Here is a 25252-nt window from a genome sequence, read left to right as displayed (position 1 = left end):
TATTCACTGTCTGTTAAATTCAACCGCGAGTTGTTTAACCGAACCATCGGATCGAATCAGGTAAAGCGATGTCGCCACTATCTGACTGGCGGCAATAGCACCAAAATACCTGGAGTCCTGACTGGTGTAGCTATTGTCGCCTAAAAAATAATATTCATCCGCTTGCAGATAAAACACCTGATTGAGCTTATGGCAGGTGGAAAAATCTTGCACTGTGCTGGGCTGCCATTGCGCTGATACCGCATAATGCTGCGCGTTAACGTACACTTTTTCATTACAGCGATGAATTTTATCACCGGGTAAGCCATGCAATCTTTTTCGGTATAATTGATTGTCACTCTGAATGCCATACATCCCCCCTGCGACAGGCATCACATCCAGATGTTTTGACATAATAAAATCACCGGCGACTATGGTCGGCTCATTGGAGCCACTCCGGCCCGGTGCAACATAATCAAAAGAATAACCTGTCAGCGCTGGATATTTCAAATAAAGCAGCGTCAGGGCCAAAAAAGTCGGTACGCTGACAAAAGCATAAATAAATTGACGCCGATATAAACAGCCAAAAAACACCAGCAGAATGAATAGCAGCACAGCGCTCAGCCAGGCAATTAACAGTGGCAGCGTGTCGAATAAGCGCAACACTCTGACAGAGCACAGTAGCAAAATAAATGAGATGAAAATAAACACTCTAGATTGCAAAATAAAAATGACCTCGCAGAACTCCTATTGCTCACTGATGAAAAGAGCAGCATATAGCGCTTTATTCAATAAAGCTTTAGCCAGTGTTCATTTGCTTTTTATAACTTTCTGTAACATCGGTTAATTGCCCTTGCTGTAACAGAACGATCCGATCGGCATTAAAAATAGTCTGTGGTCGGTGCGCAATAATGATTCTGGTCATATTAAGCTGACGAATGGCTGTATTCACATGATTTTCCAGCGCCAGATCTAACTGACTGGTGGCTTCATCCATCAACAAAATTTTCGGTTGTCGATATAGAGCCCGAGCCAGCAACACACGCTGCTTCTGGCCACCGGACAGACTACTGCCCATATCACCAATGAATGCGTTATAACCCATTGGCATCGCTGTTATATCCTGATGGATGCCAGCCAACTGCGCACAGGCCATCACTTTTTGCATATCCAACTGGCTGTCAAAAAAACTGATATTTTCTGCCAGGGTGCCAGACATTAACGCATCTTCCTGCATCACGGCCGCAATTTGCTGACGGTAGTGGCGCAAACCCAAATGCCGTATATCGACCCCATCGGCGGCAATTTGACCTGACTCTAATGGCAATAAACCCAACATCAGTTTCAGCAAGGTGGTTTTACCGCTACCGGATGGGCCAATAATAGCCACACTCTCGCCCGCTTTCACCTCCAGATTTAACTGCTGAAATAACACCGGCTCATTACTGGCATAACGAAATGTAACATCGGTCAATCGTAAGTCACCACTGATGGTACGAGCCTGTGCGGTTTCACCTTCCTGCTCTTTAGTCGTCAGCGCAATGTCGGCCAATCGATCCAGATGCAGCCGGGTCATTTTAATCGCAATCAACTTGTCAATCAGCGCCGCCATCCGGGTGGTAAACTGATTTTTATAGGCCATAAAAGCAAACAGCATTCCTACACTGATCACGCCATCCAAAACAGCCCATGCCGCCAAATACACCACCAGCGTATTTTCAATTCCAAATAATAACTGGTTGATCGTACTATAAGAAAGTTGCCATTTGCCCAGTCTGTAGTGTTGATTGACGGCATCAGCATAACGGTTTTGCCAGATATTTAAGCGCTGACTTTGCTGGCCAAACAACTTAATACTTTGCATGCCGCGCACTGTTTCCATAAAGTTAGTTTGCTCTTTGGCACTGGCGACGATACTGGCTTCAGTACGCTGTTGCAAAGGGCGGTACAACATGGCGCGAACAAGGGCATAGATCAGCACTGCGGTCAGCACCACCATACTGAGCTGCGGGCTGTACAGATACATCATCACCAGCACGGTCAGCGCCATCACACCATCAATGACGCCTTCCACTAAACTGGTGGTTAATAACTCGCGCACTGCATTCAGTGACCCAAACCGCGAGACAATATCGCCCATATGACGTTTTTCAAAAAAGCCCAGCGGTAAATGCAATAAATGTCGAAATAAGTTGGTGGCCATTTGCAGACTCATCACTGAGCCTAAATGCAATACCACCCACCCCCTTAAGGTTTGTGTCAGCGTTTGTACCAGCATTAATAAACCAAACCCTAACGCCAGCACCGCCAACAAGGGGGTATCATGGCTGACTAACACTTCATCCACCACCAATTGGCTGTAATAAGGCGCCGCCAGTACAAAAACTTGTAATAACAACGACAAAATAAACAGCTTCACAAGGGACGGCAGCAACCCCTGCACCTTGCTCCAAAAAGCAGTCAGACCCAACTTAACGCGGGCATCAATCTGCTGGAATTCAGTGGTCGGGCTTAACTCTAATGCCACACCGGTAAAAGATGTATCCACCTCAGCAATTGTCACCACACGTTCACCCATCGCAGGATCAAGCACAGTAATGCCGTTGCGACTGACTTTTTTCAGCACCACAAAATGGTTCATCTCCCAATGCAAAATGCAGGGTAAACGCAGGTTTTTTAGATCAGCTAAATCCAGCTTTAAAGCGCGGGGGGCCATGCCTAATTGACCGGCAAGTTGCATCAGTTGTTGTAAATTGGCGCCTTTCAGTGAAACGCTGTAGCGGTTGCGTAAAGTAGTTAGATCAAGCTAATGGCCGTGATAATTAGCCACCATAGCCACGCAGGCTAAACCACATTCAGCGGTTTCGGATTGGTAAATCACAGTCAAGTTATTTCTCACCTTCAAAAGTTCAATATGCCACAGATGAAACACAAGTCATGCATCGAAAATATAAATACTGATAGTATTTGCTCCCAGCCAGATGGATTGTAAAAATAGCCCATAAAAAATATAGCTGACACCATCACGACCTTACTTTTACATGACTGAACAATCAGTCATAAATGATAATACAGGAATATGCTGACACGACTAAACTTCAAAAAACAAAATAAAAAAACGTTGCACTTATATAACCCAAAGAAGAAAGCAGTCAAAAAAACATAAGATATGACAAAGACATCATGAAGAATTCAACAATATCATTAAGCACCTGCGATTATGCGAGCCATAAAAATATTTCAAAAAAACAGCAAAAAATGAAATTATATTTCATTTTTTCGAACCCAGCAAAATGAAAAAACAGAATATAAAGCGGAAAATAATAAATTTACAGACAAACTTAATAAGCTGTAATTGAATTCAATACCATCTACAATGCAACCTACAAATTTAACTAATGTCAAAATTAAAAAAAACACTATGAAATTAATAAAAAACATACGCATACCTGAGAAAAAAGCATAGTAAATTTCTTTTCCTATGCTTGCATCGACAACTTGAGCACCGTTCAGTTCAAAAAGCGAGCAGTAGAGCTGGCAACGCTGTTCGGTGCTTTAGGATTTACTCTCTAAATTCGTCTCTCAATTCATTTCACAAAAGCGAGCTTCAAAATCACTTCTCATACTTACCCATGCTAATGAGCCTGCCATACCGCCTGCAAAGCCACCAAGAGGAGCGCCAAAACCAAAGCTTGTCGCTCCACCAATAAAGCCGCCTGTTAAAGCGAATGACCCTTTGACAAAATCTCCCATAACTTCTGACGCTGCACAACCACCATCCACATCTTCCACTTGCTCAAAACTTAACTCTTGCATATGATCTCTCCTTGAGAATATTAAAGATTACAGCCTGCCTTTCAGGCTAAGGATCGGCTCAAACAACCAGGCCAACAGGCTGCGTTGTTCCAGCACTATATCTGCACTTAACAACATGCCCGATTGCAGCGGGACATCGTTATTAAAAGCGCGGATTTGTTGCGACTCCAGTTGCACCTCAACCCGGTACACTGGTTCTTGCACGGTAACAGGCATATCGACTTCGTTTGGCAGTACGATTGCCTGTGCCGTTTTTATCACTTGTCCCTGATAACTGCCGAAACGCTGATATGGCAAGGCATCAAATCTGAGCCGGGCGGATTGACCGGCCTGGACAAAACCATAAGCCCTGGTTGGCACCAGCAGCACTGCCCTTAATTCGGCCTGCGCTGGCATCACTGTCAGTAATGACATTCCGCTGTGAATACTGTTGCCTGTTTCAGCAATAAGGTTGGTCACGCGGCCTGCGACAGGTGCCGTTAACACCAGCTCGCCGCGTGCCATTAATTCGGTTTTTTGTTGTTGTAATTGCGAAAGCTCGGACGCCAGCATACTTTGTTGCTGCTGCTGTTCCAGCGGTAACCTTGCCAGTTGCCCCTGGATTTGCTGCAACTGGTTTAGCTGGGCTTGCTCACTGGCTTTTTGCTCAGCCAGTTGTTGCTGCAAACTGAAGATAAATTCCTGCTGTTTATCCAGTTCATCCGGGGAGACCGCCCCTTGCTGCTGCAGCGCCCGATAATCGCTGAAGCGTTGTTGATTCAGTTCCAGCCTTTTTTGCAACATCTGCTGCTGATGCGTGATTTCACGCAGCAATTGCTGACTACTGAGTAAACGCTGGGTCAGTTCGGATTGTTGTTGCTGAAAATGCTGCTGATATTGCTGCTGACGTTGTTGCACTAAGCGGGTTTGTTGATCAAAGCCGGCACTCAGACTCAGGGTTAGGCTCTGACCTTCTGCCAGTTGTTCCTGCAGCGAAATCTTTAATAGTGGGTCACCTGCTTTTACCTGCTGGCCATCGGTAATATAAACTGCACTGACTACACCAGCACGTGGCGCGGTGATTTTGGCTAAACCCAGACTGGGTTTTAAATAACCGGCGACGGTTTCTTTGCGGTCAAAGGAGGCTTGCACTAAAAAAATTAGCAGCGCGCTGACAACCAATAACAATGCTGCCAGCAGCAGCGTGGTGGAAACTGGCTGCGCAATAATAACGGCACCGTCTAAACGGGCGGACTGCTGCTCAAGTGCAGCCCGACGAAACAATCCATGTAACATCATAACTCCAGTGCAACAAAACTACTTTATATGTTGCTTAAACCGAAAATACTGCAAAAAAACACAATTCAATAACTTTTTTCTGTTTTGGCCACATTTTAACGTTAAATGAATACAAATTAACCACACTTCAATAGCTTTTCAGCAAATGCTGTCTCCCAACGCAATGCTAAATTCAGCATGAATTCAGCTATTAGCGCCTAGGCTGCTGTTATCTTTACGGGCTGTCTTTATAATGCGGCTTTATTTTGCAAGGAATTCCGATGTCAAAACGTCATTTATTAGTTGCCACTGTCTGCACCACCCTGGCACTGGGTGGTTGTGCTTCGATTGAAAATAACAATACCACGCGGGGTGCCGCTATTGGCGCTGCCGTTGGGGCTATTGCCGGTAAAGCTACTGGCAATCATAAAAACAAACGGCTGGCGATTGGTGCGGCACTGGGCGCTTTAACTGGGGCTGCGGTTGGTCGATATATGGATAACCAGGAACAAGCGCTGCGAGAGCAGTTATCTGGCACCGGCGTGAAAGTTTATCGTGATGGCGATATTTTACGGCTGGATATTCCGTCGCAAATTACCTTTGCCGTCAACCGCGCTGACATCCGTGCTGAGTTATATCCGGTGCTGAATGACATTAGCAAAGTGCTGGCTGAGTATGAAAAAACCATGCTGGTGATCACCGGTCATACCGATGATACCGGTACTATGGCGCTGAATATGCAGCTGTCGCAGGCGCGCGCTGACAGCGTGAAACAATATTTAATTGCCCAGCAGGTCAATCCGATCCGGTTAGAAACCCGTGGCGTGGGGCCGAATTACCCAGCGGTGCCCAATACCACAGACGCCAACCGGGCGTTAAACCGCCGGGTGGAAATTCATATCGAACCTATTACCCAATAAGCTGCGGCTGTCGGTCAAAACCGACGCCGGTCCAGTTTGTCCCAGGGTGGCAGGTCAATGGTTCACCAAACCTGACCACCCTTTTTTTAGCTAATCAGCCTCATCTGGCGCGGCCAGTGCATCTTCAGGTCCGGGCCGGTACACCAGCAAATCGCCGGGCTGACAGTCCAGATGCTGACAGATTTTTTGTAAAGTGGAAAAGCGGATCGCTTTGGCATGACCAGCTTTGAGCACAGATAAATTCTGCGGCGTGATACCGATGGCCTGGGCTAAATCTGTGGCTTTCATTTTGCGCCTGGCCAGCATCACATCCAGTTCGACAATAATCGGCATCAGATCACCAAATCCTGCTCTTGTTTTAATTGCAGGCCATAAGCCATCACCCGGCCTGTGGCCCAGACAATCAAGCCTGTCACCAACAGCATCAGTTGGGTATCTTCCACTTGCAGATAACGCAGATGCTGCTGTTGATGCAGTTGGTTGAATACCGTCACCAGCAAGGGTGAATACAACACCTGCCAGCAGGCCCAGACCACTAATAAAACGCCAATACTTTGAAAACATTGCACGTTTTTAGGTGTGAAAATCACCATCTGCCGGTAAAGCAAAAACAACCGCAACAAATAACCATTCAGCAAAATCACAAAAAACTGCTGCGGCAGACTGAGCCAAAGCTGACTATAGCCCAGTTGCTGCAACACCGGCCAGGCTTTACTACTATAACCGGGCACCTGTAATGCCAGTTGCATCATAGCCCCCGCCAGCTGGAATTGTTGATTGCCCAGCCACAGGGTATAGGCCAGGCTGACCAAATGCAGCAGCAGAATGATGCTTAACAAAGCGCAAATCAACTGACTCAGACGAACAATAGCTTTCATAAGGTGCTGCGAAATACTCGGCGAATAAAGGTCTGGTATTGTGCCACAGCTTCAGGCTGCACAAACAGATTGCCATGACCAATATCTTCGGCAATATACAATTGCTTCAGCGGACTGGCAGCAGCGGCATATAGTTTTTTCGATAACGCTGCCGGGGTTTCACTATCCTCCGCGCCGACACAAATCAATAACGGGGTTTGGATCCGGGCCAGCACCGCCTGGTTATCCACTTTGGTCAGCTCAGGCGCAATGTCGTAGCGCAAAAAAGGTTTCAGCCACAATGGCGTCCGTGCTGCAGCCATCTCCGCCACATTGGTCACACTGCCCTGTAATACCAGCGCCGCCGCTGGCCGCTCGCCCGCTACATGGGCTGCCACCACGCTGCCGAGCGAAAAACCATGCAGCATCACCGGCACTTTGGCCAGACTGGCATCCGCCTGCACTGCATCAAACAAAGCGACACCATCGGCGGCCAGATTGCTGACATCAGGCGTGCCGCTATTGCCGTTATAACCGCGATAATCCAGCATCAGCAGGTTATTCTGAAACTGACCCAGCGCTTTGACGATATCCAGACTTTCGCGGTCACTGTGAAACATATTGCCGCCAAAGTACAACAAGGTGAAACGAGCGTTCGGGTGGCGGATCAGTTTGCCATGTAACACCACACCATCAGCGGCAGTGATTTGATAAGGCTGCACTGTCTGGCCTTGCTGCTGTTGATCCAGCCATTGCTGGGTAACGGCGCGATCCGGCCGGATAAAATGTTGCGGCTGAATTTTCACGGTACAAGCCGTCAGCAACAAACTCAGCGCCACGCTGAGCAGTATTGTTCTTTTCATGAGCTACTCCAATGGGTTGGTCGGACAAAACAGTCTGTACGCTAACGCAGCAAGAAATAACTGTAAAGGATAATTTATTACCGTTTATCATTAACTAATTACTCTTTCATGCTAAAGAATCGGCCGCAGCGCTCTGGCTGCATGCAGCGGCTGAATGCTATACTGCGCCCTTCATACCGCAGACAACTGACTGAGCAACTGGCATGCAATTTTTACTCTGGGTCACTTTGATCTGGTCTTTTAGCTTTTCACTGATTGGCGAATTTCTGGCGGGCCGGGTGGATCCTTATCTGGCAGTCGCCAGCCGGATGGCACTGGCGCTGTTGTTATTTTTGCCATGGCTGCTGCGTTATCCGACACCACCCCGGCAAGCGCTGGCGCTCTCTGGTATTGGTGCCGTGCAACTGGGCCTGATGTACCTGTTGTTTTATCACAGCTTTTTGTATCTGACCGTAGCCGAGGTGCTGCTGTTTACCATTTTGACGCCGGTGTATGTGGCAGTGCTGGATCAGCTGTGGCGACGCCAGCCGCTACGATTTGCCTGGCTGGGACCGGCGCTGCTGGCTGTGCTTGGCGCTTTTGTCATCCGCTACGCTAAGCCGGACAGTGATTTTTGGTTTGGCTTGTTGCTGGTACAGGCGGCGAACTTATGTTTTGCCTTTGGTCAGGTGGCGTACCGGCAGCTCGCGCTTGGCGAGCCGCGCCAGCAATTGCACAGTTTTGGCTGGTTTTTTGTCGGTGCCAGTGTGGTGGCGGCGCTCGGTTGTGCGTTTTTTGCCAACTGGCAACAAGCGCCGAGCAGTCAGAGCGACTGGCTGATTTTACTCTGGCTCGGCTTAGTGGCGTCCGGTCTTGGTTATTGGCTGTGGAATGCCGGTGCACGACAGGTCAACGCCAGCCAGTTAGCCGTGCTGAACAACCTGCTGATCCCGGCCGGGCTGGTGGTGAATTTTGTGTTGTGGCAACAGCAAGTCAACTGGCTGCAATTTGCCGCTGGTTCAGCGCTGCTGCTACTGAGCTTAGGTTGGGCAAGCCGGTTACAACAGGGTTAAACAGCCGACCAGCGCTGCAGCAAAGATGTTGCATCGCACTGGTCGGTAGTCATGGACTTAACCGACCAGTTGCCGCCGCATAAAGTTCGGCAGTGCCATCGCCGCCTGATGGATATCGGCATTGTAGTATTCAGTGTCAAAGCCCGGATTTTCTGCATCCTGCCGGCGGAAGCCACTGAAGCCCTGCTCTTTGCGGGCTAAAGTACAGGTCCACCAGCCGCTTGGATAGACCATTTGCGGGAAATTCAGCGTTTGTAAGGCGGCAAAACCGGCATCTTTCATCGCCTGACGCATATCGTTTAATAATGGCAAATGGATCAGCGGCGATTCACTTTGCTGGACTAAAATACCACCTGGTTTCAGTGCATTGAAACAGCTCTGGTAAAAGGCCCGGTTAAATAAGCCTTCACCTGGCCCTATTGGATCGGTCGAATCAACAATCACCAGATCCAGACTGGCTGGGGCGGCTTCACGCATATAACGAATGCCGTCGTCAAAATGCAAGCTGGCACGTGGATCCTGATTGCTGGCACAGAGTTCCGGGAAATACTGTTCCGCCATCCGGGTGACTTGCTCGTCAATATCAATCTGAGTCACTTGTTGCACTGATCGATGTTTCAGCACTTCGCGTAAGGTACCGCAGTCGCCACCACCTATGATCACCACCTGTTGTGGATCCGGATGGGTGAACAACGCCGGATGGCTCAGCATCTCGTGATAGAGGAAATTATCCCGGCTACTGAGCATAATGACACCATCGATCACCATCATATTGCCAAACTGGGTGGTCTGATACATTTCGATATGTTGGAAAGGCGACTGAACTTCAGCTAACTTTTGGGTAATTTCCAGCGAGAAGGCACTGCCACTGGGTTGGAAAATTTCTGTAAACCACTGTTCTGAATTAAGTTGTGACTTATGTTGTGACATTTATCAGGTCCTGTCGCGATCCTAAGGGGCAATTATTTTGCCAGCAGCGGCGCTTTGGGACAAACTTTTCATGTTTTTTTGCTGCTATTGGTCTTAAAATGGCGGCTGAATTTTTTTAAGGGCACGACAATGGCAGAATGGGGTATCGACAAAGCAAGATCCATCTATAACGTAGCAGTCTGGAGCGAAGGCTATTTTGACGTCAACGCACAGGGCGATCTCGTTGCTTATCCGGATCAGGATCACAGCAAACCAGGCATCAGCTTTCCGGAGCTGACTGCACGTTTTAAAGAAGAAGGTCTGACGTTACCAGTACTGGTGCGTTTTACTGATATTCTGGAGCATCGTGTAGATACACTGATCAAGTCTTTTGCCAAAGCCAAGCAAGAGCGCGACTATCAGGGTGAATATACTGCAGTTTATCCAATTAAGGTTAACCAGCAATTTTCGGTGGTCAGCAAGCTGGTCAGCCATCACAGTGGTAAAGTCGGCCTTGAAGCAGGTTCTAAACCAGAACTGATGGCAATTTTAGGCGTGACTGAACAGCCACTGCGCATCGTCTGTAACGGTTACAAAGACAGCGAGTTCCTGCGCCTGGCTACTATTGGCCAGATGATGGGCCACAGTGTGTTTGTCGTGGTAGAAAAGTTATCTGAACTGAAAACTTTATTACGCGAAATCGACAGTCTGGAAGCGGCGCCTTATATCGGCATCCGCATCAAACTGAACTCAGTCGGTAAAGGTAAATGGCAGAACACAGGTGGCGAAAAAGGCAAGTTTGGCCTGACCGCAACACAGGTACTGCAAGCCATTGATATCTTAAAAGAAGCTGGCAAACTGGATTTGCTGCAACTGGTGCATTTCCACATTGGTTCGCAAATTGCCAACATTCGTGACATTCACAATGCCATCCGCGAATGTGCCCGCCATTACGCTGAACTGCGTACTTTAGGCGTGCCGATCAATACGGTGGACGTGGGCGGTGGTCTGGGCGTCGATTACGAAGGTTCGAATTCACGTTCTGCCTGCTCGATGAACTACACCATGTACGAATATGCCCGTAATGTGGTGTATGGCTTAAAAGAAGTCTGTGACGAATACGATTTGCCACATCCGAACATTATCACTGAATCTGGCCGTGCCATGACAGCACACCATGCAGTGCTGGTGACCGATGCCATTGATATCGAACGGGCGCCTGGTCTGCGGCATTTACCAGAACCAAGTGAAGATTCACCAGCGGTGATTTGGGCCTTGTGGGATTCTTACCAGAACGTCACGGCCCGCTCGGCGGTGGAAGCCTATCACGATGCAGTGCATTATTTTACCGATGCACATGCTCAGTATGTGCACGGTTTGCTGACGTTAAAAGACTGGTCGTTGCTGGAACAGATTTATTTTGCCACCATCAACAAAGTGAAAGACAAGCTGGATTTATCCTCCCGTTCACATCGTGAAATTCACGATGAACTGAACGAAAAACTGGCCGATAAGTTATTCGTTAACTTCTCATTGTTCCAGTCGATGCCGGATGCCTGGGGTATTGATCAACTGTTCCCGGTGATGCCGCTGGAACGGATGCACGAATCACTGGAACATCGCGCTATTATTCAGGATATTACCTGCGATTCCGACGGTGCGCTGAAAAGCTATGCCGACGGTAATGGCATTGAATCCAGCTTGCCGCTGCCGATCTACAAAGAAGATCAGCAATATTTACTCGGCATGTTTATGGTCGGTGCTTACCAGGAAATCCTCGGTGACCTGCACAACCTGTTTGGCGATACCGATTCTGTCCACGTCGAGCTGAACAGCGACGGCAGTTACAAACTGACCAATGCGATTAAAGGCGATACCGTGGCCGATGTACTGCGTTATGTCCAGTTTGATGCTGACAAACTGCTGCTGTCTTATCAGCACCAGTTGGCGACGTCAAAATTCACCCCAGCGCAACAGGCCTCCATGCTGGATGAACTGAAAGCCGGTGTGTACGGTTACACCTATTTCGAAGATTAAGCTGGACGCCACAGGTCTGAGCAGTTCAGAATAACGCTGAACCGACAACAAAGAGCAGGTTAGCCTGCTCTTTTGTTATCTGCGATTTGTGTCTGCTATTGGTATTAACAGTTACAGGAGGCCAGCACCCGATGCTGAATTTTTTACCTAAACCATTGATTGGCTTACTGTCCTTTTGTATGTATCTGGTCAACACCTTATTCTGGGCGGTACCGATTTTATTACTGGCGTTGTTAAAGTTGCCCCCAGTGCGGCTGTGGCGGGTCAGCATGACTTATCTGCTCGACCACTGTGCCACGGCCTGGATCAGTGTGAATAATTTCACCAGCGCCTTGTTCAGCCGTATTCACTGGGATATCAAAGGGCTGGAGCAACTCTCGGTTAAAGACTGGTATCTGGTGATCGCCAATCACCAATCCTGGGTGGATATTCTGGCACTGCAAAAAGTGATGAACCGACAAGTGCCGTTTTTAAAATTTTTCCTGAAAAAAGAACTGATTTATGTGCCGGTGATCGGTTTATGCTGGTGGGCGCTCGATTTCCCATTTATGAAACGTTACAGCGCGGCGTTTTTAAAAAAGTATCCGCATTTAAAAGGCCAGGATATTATCACCACCCGTAAAGCCTGCGAAAAATTTCAATACAAGCCAGTGTCGGTAATGAATTTTTTGGAAGGCACCCGTTTTACCCCGGAAAAACAGCAACAACAACAATCGCCTTTTTTGCATTTACTCAAACCTAAAGCCGGCGGTATCTCTTTTGTGCTGAATGCGATGGGCCAGCGGCTGGATAAACTACTGGATGTCACCATTTATTATCCCAAAGGTGCACCCAGCTTCTGGGATTATATTTCCGGCAAAGTGCATGACATTCAAGTGCGGGTCAGAGTGCTGCCGATTGATCCACAACTGATTGGCGATTATGAAGATCCAGACTTTCGCGCCCGCTTCCAACACTGGGTCAATCAGCTGTGGCTGGATAAAGATCAACAACTGAGCCTGCTGGCGCAACAACAACCGCAGGGAGGCCAAGGCTGATGGCAATGTTTTTCTCAGTCCGGTTGTTGCTGGTCCCATTCACCCTTTGCTGTTTCACGTTGAATTTAACGTTGTGGGGCTTGATCGTCACTAGCTGTGGTTTGCTGAAACTGCTGCCATCAAGCTGGCTAAACCGGCGTTGTTCACAACTGGCGCATTGGGCGTACCGGCGTTGGTCTTATCATAATCGCCAGTTGATGGAGCTGTTTAATCCGGTGCAGTGGCAGTTATCCGGTTTGACTGAACTCAAGGCTGACCGTTGGTACTTATTGATTTCCAATCACAAAAGCTGGCTGGATATTCCGGTCTTGAGTCAGTTTGCCTTGGAACGGATCCCAGAGCCGAAGTTTTTCTTAAAAGAAGAACTGAAATGGGTGCCTTTTATCGGTTCGGCGTCCTGGGCGCTGGACATGCCTTTTATGAAAAGATACAGCCAGGCACAAATCCGCAACAACCCGGCACTACAGGGTCAGGATATTGAAACTACCCGCAGATCCTGCGAAAAATTCCGCCATCAGCCCACCACTATTATCAATTTTGTCGAAGGCAGCCGGGTCACCCCAGCCAAACAGCGGGCAAAAAATAGTCCATTTCGGTATTTATTACCCGCCAAAGCCGGTGGTATTGCTTTCACCCTGGCCAGCATGGGGTCGCAGTTTGATGCGGTACTGGATATCACGCTGATTTATCCGGATAACCCGCGCCATGTGCTGCTGGATATGCTGATGGGCCGGTTACAACGGGTGGTGATCCAGGTTGAAGTGCTGCCGGTGGATGACAGTATTATCGGCGACTATTTTCAGGATGAGGCCTTCCGGCAACGTTTTCAGCTATGGCTCAATCAGCGCTGGCAGCAAAAAGATCAGCGCATTGCCGCTTACCTCGGCCAGCCTGCCACGTCAAAATCAACGGCACTGGATTGTTCGTCAGCGCTTTAAGCTTCAGCGCTGGCGCGGCTTAGCTTTGGCCGTCGCGCCAGCCGCTGATTAACAGATTGCGGGGTGTGATGGCGGCATCACAGAGTTGTCGCAGCGTCACCTGATAACCCTGCTCTGCCAGATAAAGAGCCCGGTCCAGCACCAGCCATAGTTCCAGCGGCCGGCGGAATAAATGCTGCACCAGCTCAATCCGTCGCTGCAATAATAACAACTGTTCAGCTTGTTGCAGGTAACAAGCGCCATCCTGACCTGCCGGTAACTGCAGTTGATGCTCGGCCGCAGCCCAGTGGGCAAAATCGATAAAAACACCACTAAACCAGTGTTTACCGACCGATGGCAACGGCTGATAGTTGGGATCGCCGGTCAATGCCTCACGCCATAACTGATAAGCCCGCCGCCACCAGACTTCGGTCTGGCGTAATCGGCTGATCCGGGCACCGCCAGTGGCATGGCCCTGCACTGCCAGTTTCAGTTCTGCTTTGTGCAGCTGCAACCGACTGCTGCGCACTGCTGCTGACATCGGTTGGTAAAACTCTGCTTGTTGTAAATGATAACAACAAGGTAGCAGATGCACTTGCTGACAGCCGGCACTGCTGGCTTGGGTTAAAGCGGCCCGATGTAAATCGCCGCATGCATGCAGCGCCAGTACTTGTTGTGCTGGCTGGAATAAATCACAGCAGTCCTGTTGCAATACATCACGCTGACTAAAGCGTTGCGGCAGTTGCAACTGCTTGGCACTCTGCTCGCCCTGCTGACACAAGTCCGCTTGCCATTCAACACTGTGCACAGCACAACCAAACTGATGTGCCAGTAAACGGCCCAGATGGCCTTTGCCGGCACACCATTCCAGCACTGGCAATTGCTGTTGACCCACAGTGGCAGCAAACAGCTGAATTTGCTGCCATTTGCGACCAGCAATATCAGTGGCTAACCAAAAAGGACTGGCAACTGGCTCAGGTTGTAATAATTCTGGCTGCGGCTGTTGCCACAATTCTGGCCAGAAGTGGCCAAAATGCTGTTGTTGCAGTGCCGGGCTCTGATCGATGTCTGCACAGTCCGCCAAGCTGAATTGGCTGAGTAAGGCCGCTAATGCCGGATGATCTGACCAAGGCAACTGCCGGAGGTGCATCGGCGCCAGCCGCCAGTAAGATTGCTGCTGCCACAGTAATTGATCCAGCTGGCAAAACCAGCGGTACAGCTCAGAGGTCATCGCCAGCTCCATCGGGTAAAAGTCGATTATAAAGAATCAGCAGCGGCAAAAGCCATCACAAGGCATAGAAACTGCCGCCGACTGGCGCTGTCAGTCAGGATATGACAGACTAAACGGATATTTTTCCGGCAAGAGGCCAGCACCATGAACGATTTACGCCGCATTATGCATATTGAAGATGATCCTTCGATCCAGGATGTTGCCCGGGTGGCGCTGGAAATTGTCGGCAAATTTGAGGTCTGTACCTGCAGCAGCGGCCAGGAAGCCTTGCAACGCTTTGCTGGTTTTGAGCCGCAACTGGTATTGCTGGACGTGATGATGCCAGGCATGGACGGCCCCACCACCTTAAAACAATTGCAGCAACAGTTTGATCTGACCAAAGTACCAGTGGTGTTTATGACGGCTAAAGTCCAGGCCAGTGAAGTGGAATCGTACACCGCATTAGGCGCCCGTGATCTGGTGGTAAAACCTTTTGATCCAATGACCTTATCCAGCCAAATCCGGCAAATCTGGCTGGATCATCAGTTAAGACTGCAGCCCTGAGTATGGCGGGGCCAGGCTGAGCACAAACCAGCGCAGTTGCAGCAAAAGCAACTGCGGTTACAAAGGGTATCACTCTGGCTGAGTTTTAACGCAAAGATGTCGGCTCAAAGATTGCAGGAAGGACCTCAAGCCTGATCCTCTCTGCATAACGTCCCTCAAGACAAAACCATTCTCGACTCCTATTGCTAGGGGGTATTTTCCTTAAGCCATTGCAAGATAGCTCTGCCAGTCGCTTGGCCCCCGCGCGTGCTCCATTCGGTCGGATTGGGGACTGCAACATGGATAAAATAAAGTTCGGCCAGCACAGACACTCGTACGTTGGTATCCTCCGCTCCACTCAACACACCAAGAGCTCTGCGTGGGGTCCCATTCTTGCGATTTCGGTCCGCAATCGCTAACTCCCGGGCTATCTCAGCACTTATCAGGTTGGCCAAACGCACATCAGACGCATCCCCTTTGTCAATATGCACCAAGGCTTCAGCCCCTTGCGCTGCTGTTCCTGCTGAATTATGGTGTATGGAGCAAAACACGTCATAACCAGCGGCGAGCTGCCCAATAGCATAGAGACTCGCATTCATATCAGTGATCACACAGGGCACCCCGGCAGCATCGATAACGGCCTTTGCGGCTCGCGCCGCTATCAGGTTCAGATCATACTCGCGAACGCCATTTACCCCCACAGCACCAGGATCGAATCCTGCAGGCATTGGCCCATGGCCGACTTCAAGCAGCACTCCTTTGTGTCGCCAGATAGGTGCCGCGTGCTCAGGATTCAGCGGCACATCTGCTACAGGCTGATCTGCCAGCAGTCGACGGGCTTCAGGGATGAGATGCCGGATTTTTTCAATGTACTTTTCCTTGCTGTCACGATCGGCCTGAGTTCCATCAAATGGTCCGCCAACATAGCCTGCGTAGACGATGAAACGCAGATAGTCCTCCGGTGTTGCACTACTATGCCGCCATCCAGCGTAGACAGGCCTGTCTATAAAGATCCAATAGCCAGCAACCGCATCATCAAGATCATCGAATTTACAGTACACATCTTCCCCATCACTGGCTTTGTAGGTCATGGGGACAGCAATCTGGTGCATTTCTCGCCGATATTTCATGCCGTAGGGATTGGCGTGTCGCTGAAACAATGCAGATTCGCCTCGCCCGGACTCTAATATTGCCTGGGATAGTTGGATGATCTTAAGGTGTTCAAACTCAATGCTAGATTTATTCAATACACGTACAAAGTCTTGCCAGCTAAACATAAAACCTCCTAAGAAAATATTGCTGTAAGGCCATTCGTTCCAGATACGACCATGAAGTCAGGGAGTCACCCAGCCACTTCGAAAACTTCTTTTCTCTGGTTTTGCTTTCTTGCAATCCTTCCCATCCACCTCCTTAGTACCATCATCGCTGAGGAACTGGATTTTCGCCTTTTCCTCGGGGTAAATGATTAACGCTTCCGGTCGCAAGTCTTTAAAGTTAATCCCTTTGAGCGGCTCAACCTGTTCCGAAGAGGGTCCAGCCCATTGATATAGTTTGAAATCACCGATATCACCTGAGGGGCCTGCAATAATCAGATACTTGCCCATAGCCCCGACATACTCGATGCTGCGAATTCCGAGTCCATCCAGGAACAATAAGATCGGAGTCCCAAACACTGCAGCTTCCTTCCCAGCAATAACCTGGTCCGGATTTATCAATGGGACAATCAGCGCTTGCTGGTTTTTTCCGGCTACCGGATTACGAAAGGCGATGAGCAGTGTGCCCTGCGGAGTCATGCTGAGTCCTTCGATGTTCAGGCCCGCGACTTGGTTTATGGTTTCTGTTTGTTCCGGTGGAGCTTGCGCCGCTTCACTCAACTTGTAGTCTGCTATCCCTGAGAGGCTGCTCAGACCTTGGAGCAGATTTTGGTAGGGCTTACCGACTGTCGTGATGTTCACCTGTTCACCTGTGACCTGAATATCAGTGGCGAAAAACTGGTGGCGGCTGGGACGCGACTCTCCGTTCTTATTCGTCCCATGCGAGGTGATCCAGTAAACCCGCGTTCCTATTTGGGTAGCTCCCTCGATGTCAGCTTCCTGCCTCGATGTAACCTTGAGGAAGGCTGCGAGGTCAAACTCGTGCACAGGTGCTCCTGACTTGTCACGCCAGTAAACCCTCAGCTTATTGTCCTCGTCACTCGCTGCGATAAACATGGTTGGCGTTATTGCTACGCTGGCGGAGGCATCGCACATCCCGCCGTATTCAGTACTCCCGATACTCACCTGCGGGTATACATTAGGCATCAGCAACATAAGACTGATAGCTGCTAACATCGTAAAGTTAATTTGTTGCATCATGTCTACTCTGGCGGATTCAGGCCAAAACAGCTCAAAATATAGACACATTAACCTGATTAGCAATCCATACCGCAATAAAAATGTATCTTGCGCTGTGAAAAGGTGCTGCGTTCTCAGTAACAACCGTATGACGACTCGGGTCGCTCAGCGCATGACGCCAGGGGGCCCTGATGTTTGACTCCCCTGATGGCCAGTGTTGCGCTGAATTTCAGTCCAGTCACAACAATCACATGAACTGAGCGCAGGTCACAGCACAACGCCATGATACCGATGTTGCGATGACCGGTGTCCCGGCCTTAAATGCGGCTTACACTGCACCACCCGCATCAGCCAACTTAAGGCTGCAACTGCCGCTGCGCTGCCACCTGCTCGAACAAAGCGGTGCTATCGCGGTTAAAGTCGTCTACTGCCACCGGCTGATTCAGATAAAAATTACCTGGCAACAGACTGGCATCAAACCTGGGCATTAATTGCTGGGAATCATCGACAAAAACGCCAACACCGAGGTTTTGCAAGCTCAGCAGTACTGCCAGACTGGTCGCCAGTGCCAGTTTTTTCCACAGCGCAAATTGCAGCGCCAGATAAAAATTGGCAGCCAGCAGCAACGCTAACAACATGACATTACCGGCTTCCCGCAACCAGACCACACCGGCGGCACCATCCAGACTGAAATTGACGATCGACAGTAATAACTGCCACAGCGCCAGCACACTGATGCCGGCAAAAGTCAGACCCAATTGTGGTAAAAATCTGGCTTCATGCTGATTGAGTTTCGACCACAGCGCCAGCGCTGTCGGCCATAACGCCAACGCCAGCACTAACAATGGCAAATTCAACAAATTGCGGGTCCACTGACCGGACTCCTGACCTGGTGCATTCAACCAGATGCGGAACAGCTCTTCAGCCAGGATCAGCAACAGTAAGCTGATAATCAGTGGCCAATGACCAAATCTCTGTAGTTTTTGCTCCAGCGGGTTAAAAGGCAACGCCGGCGCCACCTGATGCTGGTCGTCATAGATCCGCAGCGGTTGCTCGCCCAGCCAGCACAGCTGACCGGATGGCACTAGAGCAGCTTGCTGCAAAGGTTGGGCGGGATCGAGAAAACTGCCATTGAGTGAAGCTAAATCCTGCAGTTGCCAATGACCCTGCTCATTTTGCCAAAGTTTGGCATGATGCGGGCACACATGTCGATCATACAAAATCACATCATTGTCATAAGCGCGGCCCAACCGGACTTCATGCTGAGCAAATTTATGCCGCTCAATGACTTTATGTTGTTTGTTCAGCACTTCGATGATTACTGCCATAACACCGCCTCGCTGAACTTCCGGCTAAAGGCCAGTGCATTGTCCTGACTGACACCGGACAAGGTAAAATGACTGACAATGCCTTGTTGCTGATGATCCAGCGAAGCAGCCAGATATAACGCATCATATAAACCGTTAAACTGCCGGTAGGCCCGGACACAAAAAATGGTTTTAGCGCGCTGACCATTGTGTTGTTGCACCACCTGATGCTGACACTCAAATGGCGTCACATCTTCTTTGCCAGCCTGATTATCCGGATTAGCGCGGTCAATATTCTGCTGATAACGATGAAAAAATTGCAGCGGATGCAATTCTGGTCCATGCAACCATTCAAACTGCATTTCAATTCGACCAGTGCTAAAGCGTTGTGACAAAAAGATTTCTTCTGACTGGCTGCAAAACGCTGCCACTTTTTTCAGTTGATCCTGGCGTTTTTCTACATTGGATTCACCCCAGCAACGGACAAAAGGCACAATTTCGTCTGGCACTTTACCCGGACCAAATTCTTTTAATTGCCAGTCCGCCTGCAAAATTTGCGCAAACATTTTCTGCTGACTGTCCAGCAACTGGCCTTCGATCTGGCTTTTAAAATCCGCCGGTTGTCCTTGTTGCTGATAACGCGCCAACAGCGCTGTCAACGCCTGAGCTGGTACTAAAAAGCCAAGCTGATTGCCAGCCGATGCCACATTGATGCCCACGACTTTGCCACTGGCATCCACAGTCGGGCCACCACTCATGCCGGAATTGACGGCACCGGTAAAATGGATGCGTGGATAAAAACTGTATTTCTGCAGGCCATTGTAAGTGCCCGGAACCAAAATCATGCCCAGATCATGCGGGTTGCCTAACGAGTACAAAGTGACGCCCTGCACCGGTTTTTCCGCTTGAATGGCAAAACGTTGAGCCGGCTGATAATCGGTTTTGACCAGCGCCAAATCGTTAATGACATCCACGGCCAGCACTTGCAACTGACCTTTGGATTGATCCTGCGCCAGATATTCCAGTTGGTATTTCTCCGGAAACAACACGGCTTCTGACACCACATGATAGTTGGTCACCAGCAAATTCGGCTGTTCCAGCACAAAACCAGTGCCAATTGAAGCTTTGGCGCCGGAGGCGTTTTCCAATACTCTGACTTGCAATAACGCCGGTTCATACCGGGCAAATAATTGTTCAGCAGAATCAGCCTGCACCGTCAGCGCCAACAGCGCGCACCAGGCCAGACAGCCATACCACAAACTTCGCATGCTTGTTCCTTGCCAGACAGCGCAGTGCAGCGCTGCCTGTACTCTGGATTAATACAACAGACTATATAATTTACGCCGGTACGTACCAGCCAGCGCATCCCCTTTTGGCAAGACTGCCAGAATATCCAGCAACAGCGCTTTGCTTTCACCAAAATTCAGATCCTGCTGCAGCACCTTAAACAACAAGGCTAAAGCATCAGCGGGTCTGTTGGCTTGCTGATATTGCACTGCCAATTGCTGGTGCAGCAACAGGTTGGTCGGGTTGGCCGCCAGCGCCGCTTCTAAAGCACGGATTTCGGGCGTGTCGGCGGCTTTTTCCGCCAGTTCCAGCACCGCCAGCACCTGCTGATAGAGCGCATCCTGATCCGCCAGCAAAATGCTGCCAATCAATTCTTTCGCCAGCTCCAGTTGACCCAAAGACGCTGCGCACAGCGCCAGCGCTTTACGGATCATCGGTTGCTCCGGCGCCAGTTGCTGCGCTTGTTGCAACAACGGATAAGCTTCCGCCCACTGCTGTACCGCTAATAATGGCTCAGCCTGGGCCAGCAATAAGGCTTCCGGCGCTGGCAGGTAAGGTTGTAATCTTTGCCGCAGTTGCGCTTCAGTTTCCAGTCCGGCAAAACCGTCCACCGGCTGACCCTGTTGAATAAACATCACAGTCGGCAAGCTTCTGACGCCAAACTGCATGGCAAGTTCCTGATCCAGGTCACAATTAACACTGGCTAACACCAATTGTTCCGGATATTCACTGCATACACTGTGACACAACTGCAGTTGTTGTTTACTTGGTTCGGAACGCTCAGACCAAAACGCAAACAGCACCAGTTGCTGCTGTGATTGCGCCAGAATATCGCGCACATTGTCAAAATTTACTGCAATAGGTTCCACCACTGCCACCTCTGTTGCTCGGGTTCATCTGATGCTTGCTACTATGTGGCCAGCCTTAGCTTTTTGCAAGCCGCCAGCCGGTGCCAGCGGTTGCAATGGCGCTTTTTCCGCCGGCCTGCGCTATCGAGTCGAAAAATCGCCGCTCCTGCGACAAAAAAGGGGTCGACAAGGCCAGCCAGATTCCCGTAAAGTAAGTTCTGACGAGCCTTCAGAACGAACTTCTCCAGACAGAAGTCAGATAATTAGCAAAGCCGTCGTTTCAACCTGGCTTAGCCATAGTTTGAATATTTTGTTGTCAGTACCCTTACACTGCCAACCGTCCACGTAGCAAAGAATTTCTTGTTTCGACAAGACCCAACCGGTGCCGCCCGTTGTTCTGCAACAGTAGCGCCGTAATTTTTGCATACGCAAACTATGAGACCGAAGTCATGAGCCAACAAAACCAACCAGAAATGCTGTCTGGCGGTGCCATGTTAGTCCGCGCCCTGCACGATGAGGGTGTGGAATACGTATATGGTTACCCAGGCGGTGCCGTGTTACATATCTATGATGCGCTGTTCCAGCAAAACGATGTGAAGCATGTGCTGGTCCGCCACGAACAAGCAGCAACCCATATGGCGGACGCATATGCCCGTGCCAGCGGCAGAGCTGGCGTCGTGCTCGTCACTTCAGGCCCAGGTGCCACCAACGCCGTCACCGGTATTGCCACTGCTTATATGGACTCGATTCCGATGGTGGTGATTTGCGGTCAGGTGATGAGCCATCTGATTGGCGATGATGCTTTTCAGGAAACCGATATGCTCGGCATTTCCCGTCCTATCGTTAAACACAATATGTCAGTGCGCAACCCGGCCGATATTCCGGCGCTGGTGAAAAAAGCCTTTTATATTGCTCAAAGCGGCCGGCCAGGCCCGGTGGTGCTGGATATTCCGAAGGATATGACCATTCCAAGTCAGAAATTCCCGTACCAATATCCGAAAGATATCAAACTGCGCTCCTATAACCCGAATGCCAAAGGCCATCCAGGTCAAATTAAAAAAGCCTTACAGACTTTATTAGCAGCGAAAAAGCCGGTGCTGTATGCCGGTGGGGGTGTGATTTTAGGCCGTGCTTCGGCAGAGCTAACCACGCTGGCACGTCGGCTGAATTTACCGGTCACCAATACCCTGATGGGCTTGGGGGCTTATCCGGCGTCAGATCCGCAGTTTATCGGCATGCTCGGCATGCATGGCAGTTACGAAGCCAACCAGACGATGCACCATGCCGATGTGATTTTCGCCGTCGGCGCCCGTTTTGATGACAGAGTCACCAACGCCACCAAAAAATTCTGCCCCAATGCCACTATTATCCATATCGACATTGACCCGGCCAGTATTTCCAAAACCATTAGTGCCCATGTGCCTATCGTCGGTTTGGTGCAGCCTGTGCTGCAGGAAATGCTGAGTTTGCTCGACAAACAAAGCAGCAAAGGCGACGCAGAGCTGGATCAGGATGCGCTGGCCAGTTGGTGGCAGCAAATTCAACAATGGCGTGAAGTCCATGGCGGCCGTTATGAGCAACGCAGCGATCTGCTGAAACCGCAAGCTGTGATTGAAGCCGTACATCGTCATACCAAAGGTGATGCATATGTCACGTCCGATGTGGGCCAACACCAGATGTTCGCAGCGCAGTATTACAAATTCGACAAACCGAACCGCTGGATCAACTCAGGCGGCCTCGGCACTATGGGCTTTGGCTTGCCGGCCGCGATGGGCGTCAAACTGCATTACCCGGACGCAGAAGTGGTCTGTGTCACCGGGGAAGGTTCGATTCAGATGAATATTCAGGAACTGTCGACCTGTAAACAATATGGCCTGGGGGTGAAAATCATCAACCTCAATAACGGTTATTTGGGCATGGTCAAGCAATGGCAGGATATGAATTATGACTCCCGCTATTCCAGCTCCTACATGGATTCGCTGCCGGACTTTGTCAAACTGGCAGAAGCTTACGGTCATGTTGGCATCAGAGTGACGCAACCGGAAGAGCTGGAACCGGCACTGGAGCGGGCTTTTGCCTTAACTGACAGGTTGGTATTCCTCGACATTCATATTGATCCGAAAGAACATGTGTACCCGATGCAGGTGCCGGGCGGAGCCATGAATGAGATGTTCTTAAGCAAAACGGAGCGGACTTAACATGCGGCATATTATTGCAGTCTTGCTGGAAAACGAGTCCGGCGCTTTAGCTCGTGTGGTTGGTTTATTCGCGCAGCGTGGTTATAACATTGATTCTTTAACCGTAGCCGCCACTGAAGATCCAACCTTGTCGCGCCTGACCTTAGTGACGCGCGGCGACGATCAGGTGATTGAACAAATCACCAAACAGCTGCATAAGCTGATTGAAGTGGTGAAGCTGGTCGATCTCAGTGAAAGCGCCCATATCGAACGCGAACTGATGATGGTAAAAGTCAAAGCCAGCGGCGAGCAACGGGAAGAAATTAAACGTTGTGCTGATATCTTTCGCGGTCAGATTATTGATGTATCACCGACCACTTATACCATTCAGGTGGTCGGCACCTCGGAAAAACTGGAAGCTTTTATCGAAGCGATGTGTAACAGCCAGATCCTGGAAGTGGTCAGAACCGGTGTCTCCGGTATTTCCCGCGGCGAGCGTTCGTTAGCCTTGTAAGGGTTGCTTGGCTGGACCTTTATCCCCTGGGTTGGACGCTTGGCGTCCAACCTTCACTGGCACAACTATAACATCCAGCCAGCACTACATTCAGTGACCGTTTTAGCCAGCTTTCAAGGCTGTGGCATCCAGTTTTGGCGGCGGTGGTGGTATTGATTTGGCCATATGCCGGCCATAGACCAGTTGAAATAATGGTGTCGCCATCAAGGTCGTCACGATAGCCATCAGCACCATAATAGAAAACAGCCCTTGCTGGATCACGCCATAACTGAGGGCAATATTGATAATGATCAGCTCCATCAGACCACGCGAATTCATCAGCGCCCCCACGGCCATCGCAGTCCGGTTATCAGCCCCGCCGATCCGGGCTGCCGCCCAGCAAGCCACCCCTTTGGCGAATATCGAAGCCGCCAGAATCACCAGCGCAATTGAAAACACTTGCCAGGAGCCCAGAATATCCAGTTGGGTTCTTAAGCCTGAATAGGTGAAGAACATCGGCAGCAATAACAATACCGTGATTTTGTTCAGCCTGGCACTGAGCAACTCAGTGATTTTGCCGCGTGGCATGGCAATCCCAAACAAGAAACCGCCAAACACCGCATGTAAGCCGACCCACTCCATAGCGTAAGCTGAGGCTGCCCATAAGCCTAACACCAGCATGAGCTGCGGCGCGGTCAACACCTGACTGCTTTGTACTTTATCCGCCAGCGGTTGCAACCAGCGACGGGCTTGCAACAACATAAAACTGGCATACAGCCCCCCACCGATGGCGGCTTTAATTGCCAACATGGCGCCACCACCAAAGCTGGCTAACACCACCGCCAATACAATCCAGGCGGCAGCATCATCAATAGCACCGGCAGCCAATGCTAAGGTACCCAAGGCAGTACCGGCTAACTTGCGCTCATAAATAATCCGCGCCAGCATCGGAAACGCCGTAATAGCGATGGCGGCCCCCATAAACAACGCTGCATTGGCATAAGAGATATTGGCAGCAAATAAACCAGGTTGATCCAGTAACCACAGGCATAATAAAGCACCCACGATAAAGGGCACTATCATGCCCGCGAGGGACACGCCAATGGCACTGCGTGCCTGTTGGCGGAATAATTGGGTATTAAATTCCAGCCCGACCAGAAACATATAAAGCCCAACCCCAACCTGAGCACCGAAGTACAGCAGCGGCATGGTATCTGCGACAAAAATACTTTGTTGCAGTTCAGGCCAGAATAAACCAAATAACGAGGGTCCGAGCACTACCCCGGCAATCATCTCGCCAACCACTCTGGGTTGACCAATAAATTGGGCTAAATAGCCAAAAATTTGCGCTGCCAGCAGGATTAAAACCAATTGCTGGGCGAAGGCCCAAACCAACTCCATTGTTGTCAT

Annotated in this window: 23 protein-coding genes and 1 pseudogene; 8 read left to right on the top strand and 16 right to left on the bottom strand. The window is 49.9% G+C overall.

All coding sequences use genetic code 11. The annotated features are described in order from the left end of the window. Nucleotides 1-3: 3 nt before the first annotated feature. The 5 genes and pseudogenes from lepB to AC53GJ_RS00535 all read right to left on the bottom strand — a co-directional run bounded on the left by lepB (nt 4) and on the right by AC53GJ_RS00535 (nt 5073). A complete protein-coding gene (gene lepB, locus AC53GJ_RS00555; RefSeq protein ID WP_496730598.1) occupies nt 4-594 on the bottom strand; it encodes a signal peptidase I in 591 nt (196 codons plus the stop codon). Between the two features lie 184 nt (nt 595-778). Further along, nucleotides 779-1555 (bottom strand): ATP-binding cassette domain-containing protein, encoded by a 777-nt coding sequence (locus AC53GJ_RS00550; RefSeq protein ID WP_496732743.1) that lies wholly within the window; start codon nt 1553-1555, stop codon nt 779-781. Nucleotides 1556-1651: 96 nt separating this feature from the next. Then, nucleotides 1652-2812 (bottom strand): annotated as a pseudogene (locus AC53GJ_RS00545) (peptidase domain-containing ABC transporter); the annotation flags it as partial. A 749-nt stretch (nt 2813-3561) separates the two neighbouring features. After that, on the bottom strand, nt 3562-3795 hold the full coding sequence (locus tag AC53GJ_RS00540; protein WP_496730597.1) for a hypothetical protein: 234 nt from the start codon (nt 3793-3795) through the stop codon (nt 3562-3564). Between the two features lie 27 nt (nt 3796-3822). After that, entirely contained in the window at nt 3823-5073 is a 1251-nt protein-coding gene (locus tag AC53GJ_RS00535; protein WP_496730596.1) for an HlyD family secretion protein, read from the bottom strand. Between the two features lie 260 nt (nt 5074-5333). Here AC53GJ_RS00535 and AC53GJ_RS00530 point away from each other — a divergent pair, with 260 nt between their 5' ends. After that, entirely contained in the window at nt 5334-5972 is a 639-nt protein-coding gene (locus AC53GJ_RS00530; protein ID WP_496730595.1) for a YiaD family glycine zipper/OmpA-like lipoprotein, read from the top strand. 90 nt (nt 5973-6062) lie between these two features. Here AC53GJ_RS00530 and AC53GJ_RS00525 read toward each other — a convergent pair whose 3' ends face one another. Genes AC53GJ_RS00525 through AC53GJ_RS00515 form a run of 3 tightly spaced genes read right to left on the bottom strand, consistent with a single transcriptional unit; the run spans nt 6063 to nt 7692 of the window. After that, nucleotides 6063-6305: a helix-turn-helix domain-containing protein gene (locus tag AC53GJ_RS00525; protein ID WP_496730594.1), complete on the bottom strand. Its 243-nt coding sequence runs from the start codon at nt 6303-6305 to the stop codon at nt 6063-6065. After that, nucleotides 6305-6850, bottom strand: coding sequence for a DUF2975 domain-containing protein (locus AC53GJ_RS00520; protein ID WP_496730593.1), 546 nt, complete (start codon nt 6848-6850; stop codon nt 6305-6307). The genes AC53GJ_RS00525 and AC53GJ_RS00520 overlap by 1 nt, the downstream gene beginning before the upstream one ends. Next, nucleotides 6847-7692 carry an alpha/beta hydrolase gene (locus AC53GJ_RS00515; protein WP_496730592.1) on the bottom strand — a complete coding sequence of 282 codons (846 nt, stop codon included), beginning with the start codon at nt 7690-7692 and terminating at the stop codon, nt 6847-6849. Before AC53GJ_RS00515 ends, AC53GJ_RS00520 begins: the two co-directional genes overlap by 4 nt. A gap of 203 nt (nt 7693-7895) precedes the next feature. On the opposite strand from AC53GJ_RS00515, the gene AC53GJ_RS00510 reads away from it, so the two are divergent. Further along, nucleotides 7896-8744, top strand: a complete 849-nt coding sequence (locus AC53GJ_RS00510; protein ID WP_496730591.1) for an EamA family transporter — start codon at nt 7896-7898, stop codon at nt 8742-8744. Nucleotides 8745-8801: 57 nt separating this feature from the next. Here AC53GJ_RS00510 and speE read toward each other — a convergent pair whose 3' ends face one another. Beyond that, a complete protein-coding gene (speE, locus tag AC53GJ_RS00505) occupies nt 8802-9674 on the bottom strand; it encodes a polyamine aminopropyltransferase (protein WP_496730590.1) in 873 nt (290 codons plus the stop codon). 129 nt (nt 9675-9803) lie between these two features. Here speE and speA point away from each other — a divergent pair, with 129 nt between their 5' ends. The 3 genes from speA to yihG (AC53GJ_RS00490) all read left to right on the top strand — a co-directional run bounded on the left by speA (nt 9804) and on the right by yihG (AC53GJ_RS00490) (nt 13665). After that, nucleotides 9804-11690: a biosynthetic arginine decarboxylase gene (speA, locus tag AC53GJ_RS00500; RefSeq protein ID WP_496730589.1), complete on the top strand. Its 1887-nt coding sequence runs from the start codon at nt 9804-9806 to the stop codon at nt 11688-11690. Between the two features lie 131 nt (nt 11691-11821). Then, a complete protein-coding gene (yihG, locus tag AC53GJ_RS00495) occupies nt 11822-12727 on the top strand; it encodes a 1-acylglycerol-3-phosphate O-acyltransferase, YihG family (protein WP_496730588.1) in 906 nt (301 codons plus the stop codon). Further along, nucleotides 12727-13665, top strand: a complete 939-nt coding sequence (gene yihG, locus AC53GJ_RS00490) for a 1-acylglycerol-3-phosphate O-acyltransferase, YihG family (protein WP_496730587.1) — start codon at nt 12727-12729, stop codon at nt 13663-13665. The genes yihG (AC53GJ_RS00495) and yihG (AC53GJ_RS00490) overlap by 1 nt, the downstream gene beginning before the upstream one ends. Before the next feature lie 19 nt (nt 13666-13684). Here yihG (AC53GJ_RS00490) and AC53GJ_RS00485 read toward each other — a convergent pair whose 3' ends face one another. After that, entirely contained in the window at nt 13685-14875 is a 1191-nt protein-coding gene (locus AC53GJ_RS00485; protein ID WP_496730586.1) for a methyltransferase, read from the bottom strand. A 144-nt stretch (nt 14876-15019) separates the two neighbouring features. Between AC53GJ_RS00485 and AC53GJ_RS00480 the strand changes: the two genes are divergently transcribed. After that, nucleotides 15020-15418: a response regulator gene (locus AC53GJ_RS00480; protein WP_496730585.1), complete on the top strand. Its 399-nt coding sequence runs from the start codon at nt 15020-15022 to the stop codon at nt 15416-15418. Nucleotides 15419-15603: 185 nt separating this feature from the next. Here the strand turns inward: AC53GJ_RS00480 and AC53GJ_RS00475 are convergent, their stop codons facing one another. From AC53GJ_RS00475 to AC53GJ_RS00455, 5 genes are all read right to left on the bottom strand, one after another. After that, nucleotides 15604-16674, bottom strand: a complete 1071-nt coding sequence (locus AC53GJ_RS00475; RefSeq protein ID WP_496730584.1) for an N-acetylmuramoyl-L-alanine amidase — start codon at nt 16672-16674, stop codon at nt 15604-15606. Between the two features lie 57 nt (nt 16675-16731). Continuing rightward, complete coding sequence (locus AC53GJ_RS00470) at nt 16732-17751, bottom strand: DUF3616 domain-containing protein (protein ID WP_496730583.1); 1020 nt, start codon at nt 17749-17751, stop codon at nt 16732-16734. Between the two features lie 335 nt (nt 17752-18086). After that, on the bottom strand, nt 18087-19058 hold the full coding sequence (locus AC53GJ_RS00465; RefSeq protein ID WP_496730582.1) for an FHA domain-containing protein: 972 nt from the start codon (nt 19056-19058) through the stop codon (nt 18087-18089). Continuing rightward, complete coding sequence (locus AC53GJ_RS00460) at nt 19049-20305, bottom strand: S1 family peptidase (protein ID WP_496730581.1); 1257 nt, start codon at nt 20303-20305, stop codon at nt 19049-19051. Before AC53GJ_RS00460 ends, AC53GJ_RS00465 begins: the two co-directional genes overlap by 10 nt. A 48-nt stretch (nt 20306-20353) precedes the next feature. After that, a complete protein-coding gene (locus AC53GJ_RS00455; RefSeq protein WP_496730580.1) occupies nt 20354-21193 on the bottom strand; it encodes a co-chaperone YbbN in 840 nt (279 codons plus the stop codon). A 428-nt stretch (nt 21194-21621) separates the two neighbouring features. Between AC53GJ_RS00455 and AC53GJ_RS00450 the strand changes: the two genes are divergently transcribed. Together AC53GJ_RS00450 and ilvN are read left to right on the top strand one after the other, a co-directional pair. Next, entirely contained in the window at nt 21622-23370 is a 1749-nt protein-coding gene (locus tag AC53GJ_RS00450) for an acetolactate synthase 3 large subunit (RefSeq protein ID WP_496730579.1), read from the top strand. 1 nt (nt 23371) lies between these two features. Then, entirely contained in the window at nt 23372-23863 is a 492-nt protein-coding gene (gene ilvN, locus AC53GJ_RS00445) for an acetolactate synthase small subunit (protein WP_496730578.1), read from the top strand. Nucleotides 23864-23965: 102 nt separating this feature from the next. Here the strand turns inward: ilvN and AC53GJ_RS00440 are convergent, their stop codons facing one another. Beyond that, the gene (locus AC53GJ_RS00440; RefSeq protein ID WP_496730577.1) at nt 23966-25252 is read right to left on the bottom strand and encodes a cation:proton antiporter; all 1287 of its coding nucleotides are present in this window, start codon (nt 25250-25252) and stop codon (nt 23966-23968) included.

The sequence above is a fragment of the Rheinheimera sp. B2H12 genome, assembly GCF_059620065.1.
This window is presented reverse-complemented; position numbering and strand designations above follow the sequence as displayed.